This window comes from Nocardia sp. NPDC058519, assembly GCF_042719755.1.
In the GTDB taxonomy this organism is placed as follows: domain Bacteria; phylum Actinomycetota; class Actinomycetes; order Mycobacteriales; family Mycobacteriaceae; genus Nocardia.
This window is the reverse complement of sequence record NZ_JBHXNK010000011.1, coordinates 21,589-41,195: the sequence shown is the minus strand read 5'-3', so window position 1 is coordinate 41,195 and position 19,607 is coordinate 21,589. Positions and strand designations below refer to the sequence as shown.

The 19,607-nt window shown below is 67.7% G+C and carries 19 protein-coding genes; 10 read left to right on the top strand and 9 right to left on the bottom strand.

Annotation, left to right across the window (positions count from 1 at the left end; all coding sequences use genetic code 11):
- Positions 1-63: 63 nt before the first annotated feature.
- A complete protein-coding gene (locus ACFWPK_RS15010; RefSeq protein WP_378915739.1) occupies positions 64-831 on the top strand; it encodes an RluA family pseudouridine synthase in 768 nt (255 codons plus the stop codon).
- Between the two features lie 7 nt (positions 832-838).
- Here the strand turns inward: ACFWPK_RS15010 and ACFWPK_RS15005 are convergent, their stop codons facing one another.
- Positions 839-1,447, bottom strand: coding sequence for a TIGR03086 family metal-binding protein (locus ACFWPK_RS15005; protein WP_378915737.1), 609 nt, complete (start codon positions 1,445-1,447; stop codon positions 839-841).
- Positions 1,448-1,520: 73 nt separating this feature from the next.
- Here ACFWPK_RS15005 and ACFWPK_RS15000 point away from each other — a divergent pair, with 73 nt between their 5' ends.
- Both ACFWPK_RS15000 and ACFWPK_RS14995 read left to right on the top strand, forming a co-directional pair.
- Entirely contained in the window at positions 1,521-1,964 is a 444-nt protein-coding gene (locus ACFWPK_RS15000) for a MarR family winged helix-turn-helix transcriptional regulator (protein ID WP_378915735.1), read from the top strand.
- A gap of 151 nt (positions 1,965-2,115) precedes the next feature.
- Complete coding sequence (locus tag ACFWPK_RS14995; protein ID WP_378915733.1) at positions 2,116-2,895, top strand: phosphodiesterase; 780 nt, start codon at positions 2,116-2,118, stop codon at positions 2,893-2,895.
- A 10-nt stretch (positions 2,896-2,905) separates the two neighbouring features.
- On the opposite strand, the gene ACFWPK_RS14990 is transcribed toward ACFWPK_RS14995, so the two are convergent.
- The gene (locus tag ACFWPK_RS14990) at positions 2,906-3,790 is read right to left on the bottom strand and encodes a LysR family transcriptional regulator (protein ID WP_378915731.1); all 885 of its coding nucleotides are present in this window, start codon (positions 3,788-3,790) and stop codon (positions 2,906-2,908) included.
- An 84-nt stretch (positions 3,791-3,874) separates the two neighbouring features.
- On the opposite strand from ACFWPK_RS14990, the gene ACFWPK_RS14985 reads away from it, so the two are divergent.
- The 5 genes from ACFWPK_RS14985 (at position 3,875) to ACFWPK_RS14965 (ending at position 9,411) form a co-directional block, all read left to right on the top strand.
- Positions 3,875-4,795, top strand: coding sequence for a DMT family transporter (locus tag ACFWPK_RS14985; RefSeq protein ID WP_378915729.1), 921 nt, complete (start codon positions 3,875-3,877; stop codon positions 4,793-4,795).
- Between the two features lie 80 nt (positions 4,796-4,875).
- Complete coding sequence (locus tag ACFWPK_RS14980; RefSeq protein ID WP_378915727.1) at positions 4,876-7,005, top strand: ATP-binding cassette domain-containing protein; 2,130 nt, start codon at positions 4,876-4,878, stop codon at positions 7,003-7,005.
- Positions 7,002-7,739 (top strand): energy-coupling factor transporter transmembrane component T family protein, encoded by a 738-nt coding sequence (locus ACFWPK_RS14975; protein WP_378915725.1) that lies wholly within the window; start codon positions 7,002-7,004, stop codon positions 7,737-7,739. The genes ACFWPK_RS14980 and ACFWPK_RS14975 overlap by 4 nt, the downstream gene beginning before the upstream one ends.
- 228 nt (positions 7,740-7,967) lie before the next feature.
- Positions 7,968-8,615 carry an ammonium transporter gene (locus tag ACFWPK_RS14970; protein ID WP_378915724.1) on the top strand — a complete coding sequence of 216 codons (648 nt, stop codon included), beginning with the start codon at positions 7,968-7,970 and terminating at the stop codon, positions 8,613-8,615.
- Between the two features lie 154 nt (positions 8,616-8,769).
- Positions 8,770-9,411, top strand: a complete 642-nt coding sequence (locus tag ACFWPK_RS14965; RefSeq protein WP_378915722.1) for a cysteine hydrolase family protein — start codon at positions 8,770-8,772, stop codon at positions 9,409-9,411.
- Positions 9,412-9,474: 63 nt separating this feature from the next.
- Here ACFWPK_RS14965 and ACFWPK_RS14960 read toward each other — a convergent pair whose 3' ends face one another.
- The 3 genes from ACFWPK_RS14960 to ACFWPK_RS14950 all read right to left on the bottom strand — a co-directional run bounded on the left by ACFWPK_RS14960 (position 9,475) and on the right by ACFWPK_RS14950 (position 12,285).
- The gene (locus tag ACFWPK_RS14960; RefSeq protein WP_378915720.1) at positions 9,475-9,654 is read right to left on the bottom strand and encodes an antitoxin; all 180 of its coding nucleotides are present in this window, start codon (positions 9,652-9,654) and stop codon (positions 9,475-9,477) included.
- Positions 9,655-9,729: 75 nt separating this feature from the next.
- Positions 9,730-11,988: an ATP-dependent DNA ligase gene (locus ACFWPK_RS14955; protein WP_378915718.1), complete on the bottom strand. Its 2,259-nt coding sequence runs from the start codon at positions 11,986-11,988 to the stop codon at positions 9,730-9,732.
- 51 nt (positions 11,989-12,039) lie between these two features.
- Positions 12,040-12,285, bottom strand: a complete 246-nt coding sequence (locus ACFWPK_RS14950) for an antitoxin (protein ID WP_378915716.1) — start codon at positions 12,283-12,285, stop codon at positions 12,040-12,042.
- A 194-nt stretch (positions 12,286-12,479) separates the two neighbouring features.
- Between ACFWPK_RS14950 and tnpB the strand changes: the two genes are divergently transcribed.
- Positions 12,480-13,949 carry an IS607 family element RNA-guided endonuclease TnpB gene (gene tnpB, locus ACFWPK_RS14945; protein ID WP_378915714.1) on the top strand — a complete coding sequence of 490 codons (1,470 nt, stop codon included), beginning with the start codon at positions 12,480-12,482 and terminating at the stop codon, positions 13,947-13,949.
- A gap of 27 nt (positions 13,950-13,976) precedes the next feature.
- Here tnpB and ACFWPK_RS14940 read toward each other — a convergent pair whose 3' ends face one another.
- Positions 13,977-15,110, bottom strand: a complete 1,134-nt coding sequence (locus ACFWPK_RS14940; protein ID WP_378915712.1) for an MBL fold metallo-hydrolase — start codon at positions 15,108-15,110, stop codon at positions 13,977-13,979.
- A complete protein-coding gene (locus ACFWPK_RS14935) occupies positions 15,110-15,838 on the bottom strand; it encodes an enoyl-CoA hydratase (RefSeq protein WP_378915711.1) in 729 nt (242 codons plus the stop codon). The genes ACFWPK_RS14940 and ACFWPK_RS14935 overlap by 1 nt, the downstream gene beginning before the upstream one ends.
- A gap of 115 nt (positions 15,839-15,953) precedes the next feature.
- On the opposite strand from ACFWPK_RS14935, the gene ACFWPK_RS14930 reads away from it, so the two are divergent.
- Positions 15,954-17,069: an NAD(P)-binding domain-containing protein gene (locus tag ACFWPK_RS14930; RefSeq protein ID WP_378915710.1), complete on the top strand. Its 1,116-nt coding sequence runs from the start codon at positions 15,954-15,956 to the stop codon at positions 17,067-17,069.
- Here ACFWPK_RS14930 and ACFWPK_RS14925 read toward each other — a convergent pair.
- Both ACFWPK_RS14925 and ACFWPK_RS14920 read right to left on the bottom strand, forming a co-directional pair.
- Positions 17,050-17,904 (bottom strand): aldo/keto reductase, encoded by an 855-nt coding sequence (locus tag ACFWPK_RS14925; RefSeq protein ID WP_378915708.1) that lies wholly within the window; start codon positions 17,902-17,904, stop codon positions 17,050-17,052. The two genes, ACFWPK_RS14930 and ACFWPK_RS14925, sit on opposite strands and share 20 nt — an antisense overlap.
- Positions 17,905-18,006: 102 nt before the next feature.
- Positions 18,007-19,518: a carboxyl transferase domain-containing protein gene (locus ACFWPK_RS14920; protein WP_378915906.1), complete on the bottom strand. Its 1,512-nt coding sequence runs from the start codon at positions 19,516-19,518 to the stop codon at positions 18,007-18,009.
- Between the last annotated feature and the right edge of the window lie 89 nt (positions 19,519-19,607).

Below are 19,607 nucleotides of genomic sequence, written 5' to 3'. Positions count from 1 at the left end.
CCCACGGCGGCCCACTGACCAGCCGTCGAGCGGAGCGGCCACACCGTTGCCTAGGGTGTCGTAGTGGACTTGGATTGGCGCAGCGTGCGCGAGGACTACACCGTGTTCGCCGATGACGCGGTGCTCGCGTTGAACAAGCCGTCGGGAATCTCGGTGACCGGGGAACGCCACGACACCGATCTGGTGGAACTGGCGCAGGCGGCGGGGACGCAGTTGTATCCGGTGCACCGGATCGACAAGGTGACATCCGGGCTGGTGCTGCTGGCTACCGATCTGGCCGCGCACGGACCGCTGACCAGGCAGTTCAACAATCAGACCGCCCGCAAGGCGTATCTGGCGATCGTCGCGGGCACCGACCTGCCCGATCGTGGCGAGATCGATCTGCCGCTGAGTGTGGGGCGCAAGAATCGGGTGCGTATCGCGGCGCCGCGGGAGGCGATCAAGCGCGAGGGTGATCGGTGGTTCATCGACGACGCGGACCTGCTGCCCGCGAAGAACTATCCCTCGCTGACCTTGTTCAGCACCGTCGCCCGGCACGGTGAGCACGCGCTGCTCGCCCTGCGGCCGGTGACCGGGCGTCGTCATCAGATTCGCGTGCAGCTGGCCTGGATCGGCCACCCGATCCCGGGCGACCCACTGTTCGACCGCACCGCCACGCTCCCCCGCACCCACCTGCACTCCTGGAAGCTCGGCCTCGACGCCGACTGGCTGACCCCACCGGTCCTCGACCTCGAGGCCACCCCCGGACCCGACTTCTGGGAGCCGTTCACCAGCGACCCCGACGAAGGCGCGCGACTTCTCCACACCGCCGCACAGCTGATTTCGGACTGAACTCGTCTTACGCTCGGCTCGGCAGCCACTCGGGTGAGCGGCCGAGAATTCCCAAGATGCGGGCCAGGGTCGCTGTCGTGTCCGCGACCTCGAGTGCGGGGCCGAAAGCGGCGCCGGGGCGAAGGCGGGCCGTGCCGGTGGGAACCGCTTCGGCGATACGCAGGGCCGTGGGCGCCAGGTCGGAGTCCAGGTCGATGACATGGCCGACCGAGCGCGCGACATCCCAGGCGTGGACGACGCTGTCGATGAGATGGAAGCCGAGGGCGGTCGCGGCCGGGAAGTGACCCGGTGGGATCTCAGGGAGAAACAGGGTCTCGGCCTCACCTGCGGCGAAGGCTTCGACGACCTCGTGCGCGGACCGGACATAGTCGCCGATCGGATCGACAGCGTGGTGTACCACCCATACCGCCGGATCGTTCGCACCGCGAGCGGCTGCGGCGAAACCGCGATTCTGGGTGCCCATGTGTTCCAGCAGAGCGCGCAGATCCCAACCAGCGCAGGGTGTTTCGATCGATAGCCGCGCCTCGGACGCCGCCTCGACCGCGTCGATACTCAGCCGCACAGCACGCTCGTGGCGGGCGAGCAGAAGCCGGTCTTCCTTCGAAATAGTACGCATACGCAGACCGTACGCTCATGCTTATCATCTGCCAAGGGTTATCGAACGATCCACCCGGCGGTAGATTTCGACCATGCCGAAAGCGACCCGCCCGGATCTCGCGGCCATGCTCGTACCACTCGGCCGTGCGCTGACCGAGGCGGAACTGCCCGTTCTCGACCGGCACGGGCTCACGATGTGGGCGTACGTGGTGCTGCTCGGGCTCGACGAGCGGCCCGTCCACACCCAGGCCGCGCTCGCCAAGGCGATCCGGGCGGACAAGACGCGGATCATTCCCGTCCTCGACGACCTCCAGCAGCGCGGCCTTATCCTGCGCGAGCCCGATCCGGCCGACCGGCGCGTCAACCTGATCCGGCTCACCGCCGAGGGCGCGGGCCTGCGCGAGCGCGCCCAGCACGACATCCAGGAGCAGGAGCGGCGGCTACTGGCCGAGCTCCCCGCCGACGATCGCCGCACCTTCCTCCGCGTACTACAACTGCTCGCCGACCGCACCGGAACCACGACATCGCGGCGGTGACGAGTGACACAGACCACCTCTTGGGTTTCGGCCCGTGGTACGACTCATGAAGACGGATAAACGCAGGTCATCTAGCCTGGAGAGGTGCCGATGAGTGATACCGGCACACTCTGACGCAACGGAGCGATCCCAGAGAAGAAAGCGACTGCCGATGATCCTGGCGGCTCAGCTCAGCGATACCCACTTCGACCTCAGCGCGCGCAATACCGAACGGGTAGAGGCGGTGATGGGCTATCTGGCGGAACTGCCGCGCACGCCCGACGTCATCCTCGTGACCGGCGATATCACCGATTCCGGCAGGCCGGAGCAGTACGAGCAGGCACGGCTGGCCCTGCGAGCCGACATTCCCGTGCACCTGCTGCCCGGCAACCACGACGACCGCGCGAACTTCCGCACCGCACTGCTCGGCGAGCCCGCCTCGACCACTCCCATCAACAGCGTCCACCGAGTCGGCGCGCTCACCATCGTCATGCTCGACTCGAGCATCCCCGGCGAATCAGCCGGTCTGCTGGGCGAGGACACCTTCGACTGGCTGCGCGCGACGCTCGCCGAGGCGCCCGACGGCCCGATCCTGATAGCCCTGCACCACCCGCCCAAGCCGGTGTTCAGTCCCGTGGTCGATGTCATCGCGCTCGCCGACCCCGGCCGGCTGGCCGCTGTCGTCGCGGGCGACCCGCGCATCGTCGGCATCCTCACCGGCCACGCCCACTCCCCCATCGCGACGACCTTCGCGGGCAAACCCATGATCACCTGCCCGAGCACCGCCTCCGTCCTCGGCGGCGAATGGGAAGTGACGCCACCCCACCGCGTCATGGACTATGCCCCCGACCCGGCCATCGCCCTGCACGTCATCGACGACAACTTCGGTCTCACAACACATTTCCGCACGGTGGCGATGGGCGGCTGGCTGGCCGAGCCACCACCCGCCTGATCGGTCGCGGCTAACCCGCGGCGGCCCGCAGCAACTCCATCGTCCGGATGACGACCGGGTTGTACGACTCGGAGTCCTTGATGTGGGCACAGATCGTGCGACGCGGAGTCGGGTTGGTGAGCTCCAGCGCGCGAGAACCGGGCGGCAGGTCCGTGGCGCCGAGCCGAGGGACAACGGTGATGCCGACACCGCGCGCCACGAATCGCAGCGCCGAGGGGTAGTCGGTGGTCTCCACCACGAACCGAGGGGTGAAACCCGCTGCGGCGCAGGCGTTCAGCATGGCCTGCCTGCACGGCCCGTGGCTGGTGTCGTTGTCGATCCAGCGGTGCTGCTCGAGTTCGGCTACCTCGACGGTGGTGTGGGCCGCGAGTTCGTGGTCGGCGGGGACCACGGCTACATAGGGCTCGGTCACCAGGTCGTGATGGGTGTAGCCGACGATTTGGGTGGGTTTGCCGAGGCGCACCGTGAGGGCGATATCGGGTCGATTGTCCGAGACCGCGGCCAGCTCGTCGACGATCCTGAGCCGGACCCTGGTGTCGGGGAATTCGTGGGTGAGGGTGGCGACCACATCGGGCATCCAGTTGGTGCCCGCCGAGCTGAACGAGTTGATCGTGATCCGGGCGGCCTTGCCCGCCCGCAGGTCCGACACCGTCGACCCGAGCGCGGTCAGCTCGTCGAGCACCTTCGCGGCCTCGCCCGCGATCACCCGCCCCGCCGGAGTCGGCTCCACACCGCGACCCACCCGTTCCAGCAGCTGCAAGCCGGTTTCGCGCTGCAGGGCGGCGAGGTGCTGGGAGATCGCCGACGGTGAGTAGCCCAGCGTCGAGGCCGCCGCGGCCACCGAGCCGGTCGCGACCACGGAGCGGAAGATCATCAAGCGGTGCGTGTCGATCATGTGGACTCCTCACTTCAGTACTACTGAATAATAGATGGCAAATACCCGCTTGTGCTTACCTCTCAGGTGGTCCACCGTGGAGGCATGAAGTCGCGCCTGCCCGCTCTCGCCCTGGTCGCTGTGATGCTGGCCTGGGCATCGTCGTTCGTGATCATCCGCGGCATCGCGCCCTACGTCTCGCCCGCGGCGATGGCATCCGGGCGACTCCTCGTCGGCGCGATCGTGCTGGTGCTGGTGCTGGCGTTTCGCGGCGGCCGGATGCCGCGCGGCCTGGCGCTGTGGCTCACCATGGCCTACGGCGCGCTGTGGTTCGGGCTGTACACGGTCCTGGTGAACGCCGCCGAACAGCATCTCGACGCGGGCACCACCGCGCTGCTGGTAAATATCGCGCCCATCGTGGTGGCGGTGCTCGCGGGGTTGTTCCTGAACGAAGGCTTCCCGCCGCTGCTCGTCGTCGGTATCGCCGTCAGCTTCAGCGGCGCCGCGATCATCGCGTTCACCGGGCCCGGGCAGCGCGACCGCGTCGGCGTCGCACTCGCGGTGGCAGCCGCCCTGCTCTACGGGATCAGCGTGGTGGCGCAGAAGCTCGTGCTGCGGTCCACCGACCCGCTGACCGCGACGACCCTCGGTGCGGTGGCCGGCGCCGTCGTTCTACTGCCGTGGGCACCGAAGATGGCACACGAACTTGCCGAAGCACCCCTCTCCGCCACCGTCGGCGTCGTCTACCTCGGCCTGGTCTCGACCGCCCTCGCCTTCCTGCTCTGGGCCTACGCCCTCGCGCACACTCCAGCCGGAGTAACGGCTTCGTCGAGCTACGCCGTACCCGCGCTGGCCATCGTCATGTCCTGGATCTTCCTTTCCGAGGTCCCCACGCCCACCGCCCTTCTCGGCGGCGCACTGTGCCTGACCGGCGTCGCGATCGCACGCTTGCGGCCGAGCATGTTCCATCGGCGCCCACAGACCGCCCCCATGCCCCAGGACGGCCTGGCCACGGCCTTTCGTTAGCCGACCACCTGCCATCAACCCCACACAACATCCACATCAGCCCCACACCCGCAAACACAACCCCCTGGCAGACTGGACACGTGAGAGACAAGCCCGTGGGTCTGCCCAGCGGTCCCCTGCGCCCGATCGAACTGGCGAGCGGCGCGGTGATGGCCGGGCTCACCGTCGGCCTCATCACGGTCGGCTCACTGGTTCCCATGGCTGCCGCGCTACAGCTCGTCGCAGCAGTCCCCTTGGGCCTGCTCGCCCAGCGGTATCGATTGCGCGCGCTGGTCACAGCCACGATCGCGGCAACACTGGTCACGTTCGTGGCGGCCGGGGTGATGCCCGCGCTCGGCGTCATGGGCGCGGCCACGCTGGCGGGAATCATCGGGACGGTGAAACGCCGGGGCGGCGGATTCCCCACGGTATTCGCGCTCGGAATCGTCGCAGGCGTGGGCTGGGGACTGTTCTCCGTCGGCAGTCTGCTGCTCTTCTCGCGAACCAGAGACCTGTTCTTCGAAGCGTTCCGGAATACCGCGAAGGGCATCGAGAATCTGGCAGGCCGGGTGCCCGCGCTGGAGCCGCTCGGCCGGACGGCCGCCGAGACCGTCGAGGTGGTGCTGCGCTGGTGGTGGATCTACATCGGCGCCACGGTGGCGCTCGGCGTGCTGGTCAGCACGGTGATCTCCTGGTTCGTCCTCGGGGCGGTGCTCGATCGGCTCGCATGGTTGCCGGGCAGTGATCGGCTCGACGCGCCGGCAGATGATCGGCCGGTCGGACCGCTGCCGGTTTCCCTGCACGGGGTCGGCTATCGGTACGAGGGCACGAAGGTCGACGCGCTGGCCGATATCGATCTCACCATTCATCCGGGCGAGTTCGTCGCCGTCGTCGGTCACAACGGCTCCGGCAAGTCGACCTTGACCAGAGTCCTGGCAGGCAGGCCGCCGACAACGGGTGCGGTGGATCGTCCGGGTTCGGCGGGGCTGGGCGCGATCGGTGGGACCGCGCTGGTCCTGCAACGCCCGGAGAGCCAAACCCTCGGCGTCTCGGTCGCCGACGATGTCGTGTGGGGCCTGTCGGCGGAGTCGGCCGCCGAGGTCGATGTCGACGCGCTCCTCGCCGAGGTCGGCCTCGCCGACATGGGCGCCCGCGAAACCGCCACCCTCTCCGGCGGCCAGCAGCAGCGCCTCGCCGTGGCCGCCGCGCTCGCCCGCCGCCCCGCGCTGCTCATCGCCGACGAAGCCACCTCGATGATCGACCCCGACGGGCGCCGTGAACTCGTCGCCCTGCTGGCCGAACTCCCGCGCCGCCACGGCACCGCCGTGGTCCTGGTGACCCACCACGAAGCCGACGCGACCGCCGCCGACCGGGTGATCCACCTCGCCGGCGGCCGCATGGTCGACCACCTCGCGAGCTGGCCCAACCCCGCCCGCGACCAGCGCCGCAGGCCGATGGGTGCCCCGGTCCTCGAACTCACCGATGTGCGCCACACCTACAACCGTGGCACGCCGTGGGAGGCACCTGCCCTGCACGGTGTCGACCTGTCGGTCCGCAAGGGCGAGGCGCTGCTGATCGTCGGCGGCAACGGGTCCGGCAAGTCGACACTGGCCTGGATCATCGCCGGGCTGATCGCGCCGAGCTCGGGGCGCTGTGAACTGCGCGGCACCGCGGTCGACAAGCAGGTCGGCGGGGTGGCGCTGGCCTTCCAGCACTCCCGGTTGCAACTACAGAAGCAGACCGTCGGCGCCGAGATCGCCGACTGGGGTGGGCGGGCGACCGGTTCCGGCGCGGTCGGGCAGGCGCTGGACGCGGTGGGCCTGGATCGCCGCCTCGCCGCTCGCTCGATCGAGGAACTCAGCGGCGGGCAGGCCAAACGGGTGGTCCTCGCCGCGATGGTGGCGAGTCGCCCGCAGGTGGTCGTCCTGGACGAACCACTGGCCGGCCTGGATCCGCAGGGCCGCGCCGAGATCGTGGAACTGCTTGCCCGGCTGCGGGATTCCGGGCTGACATTGATCATCATCTCCCACGATGTCGCCGAGATGTCCATGGTCTGCGACCGCACCGTGCACCTGGACGGCGGCGTGGCGGTCTCGGCGGACGGCCACGCGATTTCGAGAACCGAACGCGCACTCGAGAAGTCGGCCTTCGTGGCCGGTCTGCCCTTGGGCCGCCGCGGTGACGAAGGCGCGACGGCACACACCAGCGCACCGAAAGGCACGACCCCATGAGCACAGTGCTGCTGCGTGAAGTACCGGGCGACAGCGTCGTGCACCGCCTGTGGGCAGGCACGAAGATGATCGCCGTGTTCGGCATCAGCCTGCTGCTGATGTTCCTGCCGTCCTGGCCGGTCCTCGGCGTGATCACGGCTTTCCTTGTGCTGATCTGGGTGCTCGCGCGGCTGCCGCTCGGGGCGATCCCCCGGCTGCCGTGGTGGTTCTGGGGACTCGTCGCGCTCAGCGTCGCTATCACCGCGCCGATCGGGACGAAGGCGATGCTCGGTAACCTGCAAGTCGTCGTGTTCGGGCTGGTGCTGCTGGCGGCCTCGTTCCTGATCGCGTTCACCACCCCGATGGGCGAGATCGCCCCCGCTCTCGCGAAACTCGGTGCGCCACTGCGCAAGTTGCGACTGCCGGTCGACGAATGGGCGGTCGTCGTCGCACTGACCCTGCGCGGTCTGCCACTGTTGTTCGACGAGATCCGGGTGCTGCGCGCAGCCCGCAAACTGCGCCCCAAAGAGAACCTGCTGCACCGCACCACCGATCCGCTCATCGACATCCTCACCGCGTGCATGGCGGTGTCGTCGCGGCGCGCGGGCGAACTCGGTGAGGCGATCACCGCGCGTGGCGGCACGGGGATGCTGACGGCCCATCCGAGCGCACCGCACCGCCGCGACGCGATCGCGCTGGCGGTCGTGGGTGTGGTCTGCGCGGGCGCCGTGGTGCTGAGCAACGCCATCGGCTGAACCAGGAGCACTCGATCTCGCTGGTCATCGGCGCGCCGTCCATCGCGCGCACTATCAGCACTCTGCGGTTGTGAGCAATACCCCGAATTCACTGTCCCGAAACCCTATTGCACGATATGGTTCGTCACGGAATCGAGCTAGGCAGCTTCACGCGCCGATCACGAGCTTTCTCGGGGGAAGTCACCACCACGGCGCTTGTTCGAGCAACTCACACCTGATGAAGTCCAGATGGGAAATGTTCATATGATCATCCGCAAAATCGCCGCGGCTGCCATTCCGGTGCTCGCGGTAGCGCTGGTGGGCACCGGAGTAGCCGGAGCCGACCCGGTGACGCCGAACGTCGAGTACCGCACCGAACTGGTCGGTAACACCGTCATCACCACTCTCACCCACGGCACCTTCGCGATCACCGGCGGTGCGGTCGACATCCGTGACGAGGCAGGTGCGACCCTGATCTCGCTGCCCCTCTCGGTCCGCGACGGCAGTTTCGAATACCCGCTGCCGCACACGGTTAGCGAGGACAGCCGGGTACTCGAGCTGACCGCGGTCAAGGACGTCGCCACGGCCAAGCCCAACCTGACTCCGGTCGCCTCGCCCGCGGAAAACTACGCGGCGCAGGCGAACTTCGCCTCCACCTTCGGCCTTGCCACCGCTGTCGGTAGCTTCGTCGGCATGGCCATCGGTGCTGTGATCGGCTTGGTGATCGGCGCGGCGGCCGGCGGAGTCGGCGCGCTTCCCGGCCTCATCACCGGCGCCTCCGTCGGCGGGATCATCGGCAGCCTCATTGTCGGCGGACCTACGCTGATCGTCGCCGGCATGGACCTGATCAACACCTGGACCGCCCCGCCCGGCACCACCCAGTGGGCAGCGAAATAGCCTGCACCACATACTGATCAACTGATCGCCCCGACGCCGGCACCGGCGTCGGGGCGACTCGGTTTCCGGGGCCGGGCATTCCGGTCACCTGGTCGCTCATGACAGGGGCCTGCGAGTCTCGACAGACCCGCGAAGGTCGACGATACTGGCGTCGGTGCGACAAGGAAACGGACTCGACATTCCCGAAACCCTCGGCGATCTGTGCGCGCCCGACCGGATGGCGCTGATCGTCTACGACATGCAGGTCGGCGTCCTCGGCCAGCTGCCCGACGGGCAGGAGATCACCGAACGCGTCGTCCGGGTGGTCGAAGCGGCCCGGCGCGGCGGCTATCCGGTGATCTTCCTGCGGCACTTCTTCCCGCCACGGCGACTGACCGGCGTGTACGGAATGCGGCTGCTGATGAGCTGGCAGAACGCCGAATCCGTCGACGACGTGGCCTTCATTCTGCAACGCGATACGCCCGCGTTCGAGCTGGTACCGGAGCTGGTGCCGCGCGAGGACGAGCTGGTCTTCGACAAGATGTCGATGTCGGCGTTCGAGGGCACGCCCCTGTCCACTCTGCTGCGCGATCTGCGGATCGGCTCCTACGCCATCGCCGGTGTCGCGCTCGAGATCGGGATCGCGCCCACCGTCACCCACTCCACCGACCTGGGCTTCGTGCCCGTGGTGATCGGTGACGCCTGCGGTGGTCGCGACAAGGAAGCGATCGCGCGGGCCTACGACGACTTCGCGTTCCAGGGCAATGCGCTGGTCACCGATGTCGACACGATCTCCGGCCTGATGGCCGGGAACTGACAGCGCGGCAAACAGTCAGCGCGCTGATTCGGCGGGCCGGTGGTGGTCGGCCCGCCGAGCCGATCAGGCCTTCTCGCGCAGGGCGTTCTTGGCCGCGTCCTGGGCGGAGTCGACCTGGCCGCTGAACTTGCCACCGGTCTTCTCGTCGACCACGTCACCAGCCTTGTCGATGACGCTGTCGACCTTGTCCGCGTGCTGGGCAGCCATGTCCATCGCCTTGCCCGCCAGGTTCTTGAAATCCACCGCGTACTCCTCGTTGATTCGACTCCGGGTACAACGCGATTACCGTAGCAACATCACAGCTTTCGCGGGTGGGCATCACCGTGGCGAACTCGTCACACCGTCCCACACCGGGTGCCAGAGCCGTCCGGTGTCGGTCCACGCCTGGAAGCGGACCGTGCCGGTGAGCTCGGGGGTGACCCATTGCGCGTCATGGCGTTCGTCTGCGGTCATCTCGTTGGTGAACGGTGAAGCGTCGCATCGCAGCCCAGCCAGCTCGGCGGCGATCCGGCGCGACTGCTCGTCACCGAATCCGGTACCCACCCGCCCGACGTAGATGAGGCCGTCCTCGTGCGGCATACCGAGCAGCAGCGACTTGAACGGGCGTTTGTCGCTACGCCGCCAACCGCCGACCACCACCTCGCGCGAGCGCCAGTTGCGCTGTTTGAGCCAGGTCTGACTGCGCTTGCCCGGCTGATACACCGAATCCAGCCGCTTGGCGACGACCCCTTCCTGACCCTCCTCGCGACTGGCCTTCATCGCCTCGGCACCCGAACCATCCAGCAGCGCACTGACATTCATCGACGGCGACAGCCTGCCCAGCGCCTCTAGCACGGCACGCCGGTCGGTGTACTTCTTGCGCAGCAGGGAGGTGCCGTCGAGGTAGAGCACGTCGAAGGCGACGAAAACCGCGCGGGCAGAATCCGCTTGCAGCGCCGAGATATCCGAGAGTCCGGCGTCATCGAGCACGACCGCTTCGCCATCCAGCACCACTTGGTGCCCGGCCAGTTCCGCACCGAGAACGGCCAGTCGCGGATACCGGGCGGTCACCGTGTTGCCCGCGCGGCTGCGGACCGTGACCGTACCGTCGTCGATCTCGACGATCACCCGGAACCCGTCCCACTTGGTTTCGAAGGACCAGTTCGCGGGGGTCAGCGATTCGACATCGCCCGCCGTCGCCAGCATCGGCGACAACCCGCGCGGGAAACCACTGTCGGCCAAGGGTTCTCGACGGGATTGGTCGCGCATCAGGTGCATCAGCCACTGGTCACCCTTGGTCTGGATGAACGCGTAGCGGCCGGACACCCGCTGTCCGTCGAGTTCGACGATCACCTCGTCGGAGCGCCACTTCTCGGTGACATAGGTGCCCGAATCCCAGATCGTCATCTCCCCAGCGCCGTATTCACCCTTGGGGATGGAGCCGTGGAAGTGCAGGTACTCGAGTGGGTGGTCCTCGGTGCGCACGGCGAGGCGATTGTGTTTCGGCTCGGTCGGCGGGCCCTTGGGCACCGCCCAGGAGGCGAGGACACCATCGCGCTCGAGGCGCACATCCCAGTGCAGGCGGCGGGCGTGATGCTCCTGGATGACGAAGCGATTGCCGGGGCCTGGTTCCGGCGTCGTCTCGGGGACGGGCTCGGGCGTGCGCTGCGGGTCGCGCATGCTGCGGTACTTGGCGAGCGAGTCGGGGCGGGTGGGTAGTGGCGGGTCGAGGTCGGCCAGCAGGTCGCCGTCGGCTTTCCAACGAGCGAGGACCTCGTCGAAACGTAACTGGCGCAATGCATCAGCGTCTTCGATCTCGGCCCAGGTGCGTGGGGCGGCGGCATTGGGTTCGGCGCGACCGCGCAGCGAGTAGGGGGCGATGGTGGTCTTGGCGGCGTTGTTCTGGCTCCAGTCCAGGAACACCTTGCCCGTGCGGGCAGTCTTCGCCATGGTCGCCGTCACCAGATCCGGGTGCAGCGCTTCGAGATTGGTGGCCACTTGCTTGGCGACGGTGGACGCGCCACGCGAACTCAGCGGCCGATCCAGCGGCACATAAACGTGAATGCCTTTGCTACCACTGGTCACCGGGAACGCCTGCATGCCGATATCGGCGACCATCGCACGCACAGCCAGCGCGACCCGCGCGCATTCGGGCAGCCCGGCACCGGGGCCGGGGTCCAGATCGAACACGATCCTGGTGGCCGGGCCGCGATCGCCTGCGTCGAAACGCCATTGCGGCACATGGATTTCCAGCGCCGCCTGCTGGGCGAGCCAGGCCATCCCGGCCTCGGAATCGATCAGTGGGTACACCACCCGGCGGCTGGAATGCTCGATCGCGGCGCGGTGGATCCACGCGGGCGCGTGCTCGGGGAGGTTCTTCTCGAAGAAATCGGAATGGTCGACGCCGTTCGGCCACCGTTTCCTGGTAACCGGGCGACCGACGAGATGGGGCAGCGCAGCCTCGGTGATCGCCGAATAGTAGGCGATCACCTCGCCTTTGGTCGTACCGGTTGCCGGGTACAGCACCTTGTCGAGGTTGCTGAGCTCAACCTCGATGTCCGGTTCACCCGGAGCGCCCCGAAATTCCCGGCGGACCATCGACGCGATCGCCGGCGGCGGGGACCGTCTACCGGTCCCCGCGCACCGGAATCAGGCCTTGGGTCCGGGAGGGGTCGGTGCGGGGCCGCCGGCGGCGGTGCCGGGGCCTGCCTGCGGAGGCACGACCTTCTTGGCCGCTTCCTTACCCTTCTCGATCTTGTCGCTGTACTTACCCTTGGTCTTGTCATCGATGAAGGTCCCGGCCTTGTCGACCGCCTCATTGATCTTGTCGGCGTTCTGTTCGACCGTTTCCTTGCCCTTACCGAGCAAGCCCTTCAACGTATCCACGAGACTCATCTGACCGTGTTCCTTTCAAGAGGATGGTTCTGAGCTGCTTGGTGTTTCATGAGCAAATCTGATCGAACGTAGGCATATATCAGTACTGTCGCGGCCCGACCGCTGGCGTGGATCGAAATATGTCTCACCGCTATGACATCGTAACCGCTATCGGCGACCGGCAACGAGACCCAGAGGGAAGGAGTTGATCACTGATGGCGAGGTTCGACATCCCTGACGGATGGACGATGCAGGCCTACCGATTCGCGCTCGACCCCACCCCGCACCAACAACCGGTACTCCGATCGCATTGCGGTGCATCCAGGTTCGCGTTCAACCACATGCTCGCCTTGGTCAAAGCGGTGATCGATCAACGCACCGCTGAACGGAGCTACGGGATCTCCGAGGCCGAACTGACCCCGATGATCGGCTGGTCACTACCCGGACTCCGCAAAATCTGGAACCAGCGTAAATACGAGCACGCGCCGTGGTGGGCGCAGAACTCGAAAGAGGCCTACAACACCGGACTCGACGCACTCGCCCGCTCCCTGGATAACTGGGCCACCTCCCGCGCTGGTGTGCGGGCAGGTAATCCAGTCGGATTCCCGAGATTCAAAAACGCGGCCCGGTCTCGGCGGTCCGTTCGATTCACCACGGGAACGATCCGGGTCGAGCCCGACCGCCATCACATCGTCCTACCCCGGGTCGGGCGGCTCAAAACACATGAGTCGACCCGCAAGCTCGCCCGCCGTGTCGAGGCGGGGACCGCACGCATCCTGTCAGCCACCCTCGCCCAGGATTCGCGTCGCCGCTGGTACGTATCGTTCCAAACCCTCGTCACGGCCAAATCCCGTCCCGGGCACGCCCGCCGGTCACCGCACCCGGTGGTCGGGGTCGATGTCGGGGTCAAAGCCGACGCGCTACTGGTGATCGCGACCCCTGACGGTCGCGAAGTAAGCCGTATTCCGGCGCCCAAACCCCTGACTGCCGCGCAAGCCCGGTTGAGAGTGTTGCAACGGCGGGCAGCCCGTCAGCAGGGTCCGCATGACCCCGTCACGAAAAACCGGCGGCAGCCATCGAGGCGGTGGCAGGCCACCACCGCTCGGATCGCCCGCACACACGGGCAGGCCGCCGCAGTCCGCCGCGACGTTCTCCACAAGACCACCACGACCTTGGCTCAGCAGCATCAGGTGATCGTGGTGGAAACTCTGAACGCGGCCGGGATGCGGTCCGCGGGCGGTGACCGGAAGAAGGGGTTGAACCGGGCAGTCGCTGACGCGGCCCTCGCTCAGGTCCGACAGATGCTGGCCTATAAAACTCGCTGGTACGGGTCGGTTCTGGTAGAAGCTGATCGGTGGTTTCCGAGTTCGAAGACGTGTTCGGGGTGTGGTGGGCGAAAGCCAAGCCTGACCCTCGCCGACCGTGTCTATAGCTGTGAGTCTTGTGGTCTGTCGATTGATCGTGACCGTAATGCCGCGATCAACCTCGCCCGACTCGGCGAGACCCATCGATCTAGGGTGGGTGAACAGGGTTGCGCCGACAGTGGGTCGGTGCCAGGACGTGGAGCCATCCGCAAGTCCGAGTCTGCGAGAGCGGGCGAGGCAGGAGGCTGTGAAACGTCTACCCCGACGCAGCGTGAGCTGGGTTCGGCGGGGACCGCCTCACCGCAAGGTGCGGCTGCCTGATGGAGCTTCGCTCACCACAGGCAACAGTCACTCCACATCTTCCCACCACGAATCCCGTGGTGGGAGGTCATTCGGAACCACCCTCTGGCCCGGCTTGGGCACTACGACCGGGGTACCCGCGTCGGCGGCTGCCGACACCAGGCGCCGGACGGGTTCGGACCAGCCGTGGAAGGCCAGATTGAACGTGGCCCAGTGGATCGGGACCAGCAGTCCGTAGGCGGCGTCGCCCAGGCACAGGTCAGCGTGCGCGCGCACCGCCTCTTCGGGGTTCATGTGCACATCGGTCCAGCGCTCGTCGTAGGCGCCGATGGGCAGCAGCGTGAGATCGAAGGGGCCGAGCACCGCGCCTGCCTGGGAGAACGCCTTCGTGTAGCCGGTGTCGCCGCCGAAGTAGATCCGCTTGGTGGGCCCCGACAGCGCCCACGACGCCCACAGCGTGGTGTTGCGGACCAGGCCGCGGCCGGAGAAATGCCTGGCCTCGGCGCAGGTGATGGTGAGGCCGCGGTCGCCGGCGTCATGGCCGAGCGAGACCGAGCCACCCCAGTCGAGCTCGATGATCCGGTATTCGGGCACACCCCACTGCCGCAGGTGCGCGCCGATGCCGGTGGGCACCACGAACGGCGCGAGCTGGGTGCGGACGAGTTCGTCGACGGTGGCCTTGTCGAGGTGGTCGTAGTGATCGTGGGAGATGATCACCGCGTCGACGGTCGGCAGCTGCGACAGCTCGCCGGGGACCGGGTGCAGACGGGCGGGGCCGACCACCGGGGACGGGGAGACCCGTTCGCTCCACACCGGGTCGGCCAGCACGCGGTAGCCGTCGAGTTCGACCAGCGCGCTCGCGTGTCCGTACCAGGTGACCGCGAGTTCGGCGGCCTGCTCGGGAGCGGCTGGGGTGACCAGTGGGACGGGGTTCGCCGGACGGCCGATACGGCCCTTGGTGAGTCCCGACCAGATCAGCGACGGTGCGGCACCGGCGGCGAGCATGGAGCTCGGCTCGGTGTTGTGGAAACGGCCGTCGCGGTAGGAGGACTTGCCGATCGCGGTCGGCGCGATCGCCGACGGGCCCGCGCCGATCGAGGTGGGCAGGCCCCACACCGCGCGTGCCATCCAGGCGAGGCCGAAGGTGCTCGCCACCGAACCCGCCAGCCGTGTGATTCGCATCAGCGGCCCACGAACTTCGCCGGACGCTTCTCTTGCCGGGCCAGGCGGCCCTCTTTGGCGTCGTCGCTGCTCCACGCGGCTTCCAGCGCGGCCTGCTGCTGCGCGCTGGCCGGATCGCCGGTGCCGTCGTCGTTGAGCATCAGTTTCATGGCTTGCAGCGACAGCGGCGCGAGTGCCGCGATCGACTTGGCCCAGTCCTTGGCGTCGGCGAGCGTGCCGAGCTTGTTGGCGAAGCCGTAGGCGTAAGCGTCTGCGGCGGAAACGGATTCGGCGCCAAGCAGGATCGTGCGGGCGGGGCCGCCACCGATCAGGGCGGCCAGCCGCGACACCGTCCAGCGGTCGACCGAGATGCCGAGCTTGGCCGCGGGCACCGCGATGTAGGCGTCGGGCTCGATCACCCGCAGGTCCGAGGCCAGTGCCAGCTGCACGCCCGCACCGAGCGCGCCGCCGTTGATCGCCGAGATCACCGGAACCGGAACCGATTCGATGGTGTGCAGCATGTCGAGCAGACCGCTCAGGAACGACTCGGAGTACACCCCCGACAGATCGGCACCCGCGCTGAAGATCGGCCCGCGGCCGGTGAGCACGATGGCACGCGCGCCCTCGGCCACCGCGCCGAGTACCGCGGCGCGCAACTGCCCGACCAAGTCCTCGTTGAGCGCGTTGCGCCGTTCCTCGCGCTGTAGTTCGATGGTGATCACATCACCATCGCGAGTCACGCCGAGCATGCATCCTCCCCAGAATCAGCGGATTTCGTGGATATTCACACTCTGCCACAGCCCGCCGACAACGCCCGGTAAGGCGATGGCATCGACGCCTGTGGTTCACGACTATTCTCCCCGGATGACGGATTTCGACATCCTGGTGATCGGAGCCGGTCAAGCCGGGCTCTCGGCCGGGTACCACCTGCGCAAGCTCGGGCTGGTACCCGAACGCGATTTCCGCATAGTCGACCACGCACCCGGCCCCGGTGGCGCCTGGCAGTTCCGGTGGCCTTCGCTGACCCTGACAACGGTGAACCGAGTGCACGATCTGCCGGGGATGTCCTTCGCCGAGACCCTGCCCGCCGGATCGGAGTCGGCGCGAGCGGCCACCGCGGTACCGCACTACTACGAGCTCTACGAAAAGCGCTTCGACCTGCGAGTTCAACGGCAGGTGACGGTGAAAGTCGTCTGCGATCGGACCGCCGACGGCCAGAGCTGCGCGGGCCGTGGCGAGGTCCTACAAGTGGAAACCGAGGGTGCGGGCACCTTGCGCGCGCGGGGTCTGGTCAACGGCACCGGCACCTGGGAGCACCCGTTCATCCCCCGATATCCGGGCGCCGACACCTTCGCCGGACGCCAGCTACACACTCGCGATTACCACACGGCCGAGGAGTTCACGGGCAAACATGTGGTCATCGTCGGTGGGGGAATCTCGGCGGTGCAGTTGCTCGACGAAATCTCGCTCGTGACCTCCACCACATGGGTCACCAGGTCGGAGCCGCGGTGGCGGGAGACGCCGTTCGCCGAGCAGGACGGGCGCGACGCGGTGGCCCTGGTGGAGGACCGTGTGCGCGCGGGGCTGCCACCGGGATCGGTCGTCTCGGTGACGGGGCTGCCGCTCGATGAACGCTTGCTGGCCGCGCGTGCGCGGGGTGTGCTGCGGCGGCTGCCGATGTTCGAGCGGATCGAGCCCACCGGCGTGCGTTGGGCCGACGGCAGTTTCCAGGCGGCCGACGTCATCCTGTGGGCGACCGGTTTCCGCAGCGCATTGGACCATCTGGCACCGCTGCGGCTGCGCGGACCAGGCGGCGGGATCACCATGACCGGGCGATTGGCGACCCAGGTGGCCGTCGACCCGCGTATCCATCTCATCGGCTACGGACCGTCGGCCAGCACGATCGGCGCCAACCGGGCGGGCCGGGCCGCGGCCAGGGAACTGAGCGACTACCTGGGGATCAGGCCAGACCGGCGCTGAACGTCGACGGATCGGCGCCGACCCGCTTGCCCGCGTCGAGACGGCCGATCAACTCCATCGCCGCGGGATCGAGTTCGAAGGTGAACACGTCGAAGTTCTCGGCGATCCGCGACGGCGTGACCGATTTCGGGATGACGATATTGCCCAGCTGCAGGTGCCACCGGATGATGACCTGCGCGGGCGTGCGGTCGAGTTCCTTCGCGATGCCGACGATGGTCGGGTTGTCGAGCAGTGTGCCCTGCCCGAGCGGGCTCCACGCCTCGGTGGCGATCGCATGATCGGCATCGTATTGACGCAGGTCACGCTGGGAAAGTGTGGGATGTAATTCGATCTGGTTCACCGTGGGGATCTCGCCCGCCTCGGCGATCAGGGTCTCCAGATCGACCACCCGGAAGTTGGAGACACCGATCGAACCGATCCGGCCCTGCGACTTCAGCGCCTGGAACGCGCGGAACGTGTCGACGAAGCGGCCTGCCGACGGTACCGGCCAGTGGATCAGATACAGGTCGAGATAATCCAGGCCGAGACGCTGCATGCTGGCATCGAAGGCGCGCAGGGTGCTGTCGTAGCCCTGGTCGGCGTTCCACAGCTTGGTGGTGATGAAGAGTTCGTCACGGGGAATCCCCGATTCACCGATGGCGCGGCCTACGCCTTCCTCGTTTCCGTAGACCGCGGCCGTGTCGATACTGCGGTAGCCGACCTTCAACGCCTCGGCCACCACCCCGGTGACGTCTTCCGCGGGCACCTGGAACACACCGAAGCCGAGCTGTGGGATCACGTTCCCGTCATTGAGCACGATGGTGGGGACAGGGCTGCTCTCGCTGCGGAAGGTCACCCTCTCGAAGGTAGAAGTGGTTCGGTGTGGCGTCAACGACGGCGCGTCGCGTGTTTCCCCCTGACACAAAGCGGGGCGCTGGTCAGGGGATTGCCGGTGGGCTCAGTACGCGGATCCGGACAATCCGATTCGCCGGTACCGGGTCTGCCGCATCGATCGCAGTTCGGCGGGCTCGCAGGCGCGCAGCGCGGCCAGTTCGGCCGCGATCGCGAGGACCGTGCGACGGGCGAAGGCGACCGGTTCGTCGGCGGCGTCGGGGTACTCCTCGACGATTCGGTCCACCACACCGTCTTCGAGCAGGTCCGCCGACCTGATGCCTTGCGCCGCAGCCATTTCCGGAGCGTGCGCGGTATCGCGGAAGACGATGGCGCTCGCCCCTTCCGGCGGCAGCGGGGCGAGCCAGCCGTGTCTGGCGGCGAGCACCCGGTCGGCGGGCAACAGCGCGAGCGCGCCGCCGCCGGTGCCCTGGCCAAGCAGTACGGAGACGGTCGGGGTGTCGAGGGTGACGAGATCGGCCAGGCAGCGGGCGATTTCGGGGGCGAGCCCGCGTTCCTCGGCCTCCTTGGACAGGGCGGCACCGACGGTGTCGATGACGAGCACCAGCGGCAGCCGCAATTCCCGCGCCAGGACCATCGCCCGCCGCGCCTCCCGCAGGGCGGCCGGGCCCATGGTGTGCTCGCCCTCCTGGCCCGATCGGTCGTGCCCGAACACGACGCACGGTTGACCGGCGAAGCGGGCGAGGGCGTGCACAACAGTGCGATCGGACTCACCGCGACCGGTACCGCTCAGCGGAACCCGTTGTGTCGTATGGCGAAGCAGATCGCGAATGCCCGGCCTGCCCGGCTTGCGCGAGCTGAGCACCGAATCCCAAGCGCTCGCAGCCGGATTCGCCGGTGTCGCCGGACTGAGCACCGGCGCAGCCCAACCCGGCTCGGTCGTCACCGCGACGACGGCGCCGCTGGCGACACTCATCGCCCGGTGGGCGATCCGGCGAAACACCTCCACCGTCACCACACCATCGATCACACCGTTGCGATAGAGGTTCTCCGCGGTCTGCACGCCGGGCGGAAAAGGCCTGCCGTACAAGGCTTCGTACACACGCGGCCCGAGGAACCCGATCAGTGCGCCGGGCGCGGCAAAGGTGATGTGCCCCAACGACCCCCACGAAGCGAACACCCCACCCATCGTCGGATCGCGCAGGTACACCAGGTACGGATGCCCCGCCGCCTTGTGCACGGCCACCGCGCCCGCGATCTTCACCATCTGCACGAAAGCGACTGTCCCCTCCTGCATTCGCGTGCCGCCGGAGGTCGGCGAAGCGATCAACGGCAGCCCGAGTTCGGTAGCGCGCTCGACCGCGCGCACGATCCGCTCCGCCGCGGCCACGCCGATCGACCCTGCCAGAAACGCGAACTCACAGGCGATCACCGCGACACGGCGCCCCCGCAACAACCCCTCCCCCGTCAGCACCGACTCATCGGTACCCGCCCGATCGGCCGCGACGACGAGCTCGCGCCGATAACGCGGCGACATCGCGGGCTCTATCGGCGCCCGATCCCAGCTCACAAAAGAGCCCGTATCGAGCAACTGTCCGAGCAGGTCATCCGCCGACATATGCACGCTGTGAGCGTAGCGGGACCGGATTCTGGTCGATCACGGAATCGCGGCGGCGCGTTGGAACACCTTGACTTTCTGTTGTGTTT

What these genes read in the sequence shown, in the direction of transcription:
- ACFWPK_RS15005 (WP_378915737.1), bottom strand. Translation starts at nt 1,447, where the DNA reads ATGCGTACTATTTCGAAGGAAGACCGGCTTCTGCTCGCCCGCCACGAG.
- ACFWPK_RS15000 (WP_378915735.1), top strand. Translation starts at nt 1,521, where the DNA reads ATGCCGAAAGCGACCCGCCCGGATCTCGCGGCCATGCTCGTACCACTC.
- ACFWPK_RS14995 (WP_378915733.1), top strand. Translation starts at nt 2,116, where the DNA reads ATGATCCTGGCGGCTCAGCTCAGCGATACCCACTTCGACCTCAGCGCG.
- ACFWPK_RS14990 (WP_378915731.1), bottom strand. Translation starts at nt 3,790, where the DNA reads ATGATCGACACGCACCGCTTGATGATCTTCCGCTCCGTGGTCGCGACC.
- ACFWPK_RS14985 (WP_378915729.1), top strand. Translation starts at nt 3,875, where the DNA reads ATGAAGTCGCGCCTGCCCGCTCTCGCCCTGGTCGCTGTGATGCTGGCC.
- ACFWPK_RS14975 (WP_378915725.1), top strand. Translation starts at nt 7,002, where the DNA reads ATGAGCACAGTGCTGCTGCGTGAAGTACCGGGCGACAGCGTCGTGCAC.
- ACFWPK_RS14970 (WP_378915724.1), top strand. Translation starts at nt 7,968, where the DNA reads ATGGGAAATGTTCATATGATCATCCGCAAAATCGCCGCGGCTGCCATT.
- ACFWPK_RS14955 (WP_378915718.1), bottom strand. Translation starts at nt 11,988, where the DNA reads ATGGTCCGCCGGGAATTTCGGGGCGCTCCGGGTGAACCGGACATCGAG.
- ACFWPK_RS14950 (WP_378915716.1), bottom strand. Translation starts at nt 12,285, where the DNA reads ATGAGTCTCGTGGATACGTTGAAGGGCTTGCTCGGTAAGGGCAAGGAA.
- tnpB (WP_378915714.1), top strand. Translation starts at nt 12,480, where the DNA reads ATGGCGAGGTTCGACATCCCTGACGGATGGACGATGCAGGCCTACCGA.
- ACFWPK_RS14940 (WP_378915712.1), bottom strand. Translation starts at nt 15,110, where the DNA reads ATGCGAATCACACGGCTGGCGGGTTCGGTGGCGAGCACCTTCGGCCTC.
- ACFWPK_RS14935 (WP_378915711.1), bottom strand. Translation starts at nt 15,838, where the DNA reads ATGCTCGGCGTGACTCGCGATGGTGATGTGATCACCATCGAACTACAG.
- ACFWPK_RS14930 (WP_378915710.1), top strand. Translation starts at nt 15,954, where the DNA reads ATGACGGATTTCGACATCCTGGTGATCGGAGCCGGTCAAGCCGGGCTC.
- ACFWPK_RS14920 (WP_378915906.1), bottom strand. Translation starts at nt 19,518, where the DNA reads ATGTCGGCGGATGACCTGCTCGGACAGTTGCTCGATACGGGCTCTTTT.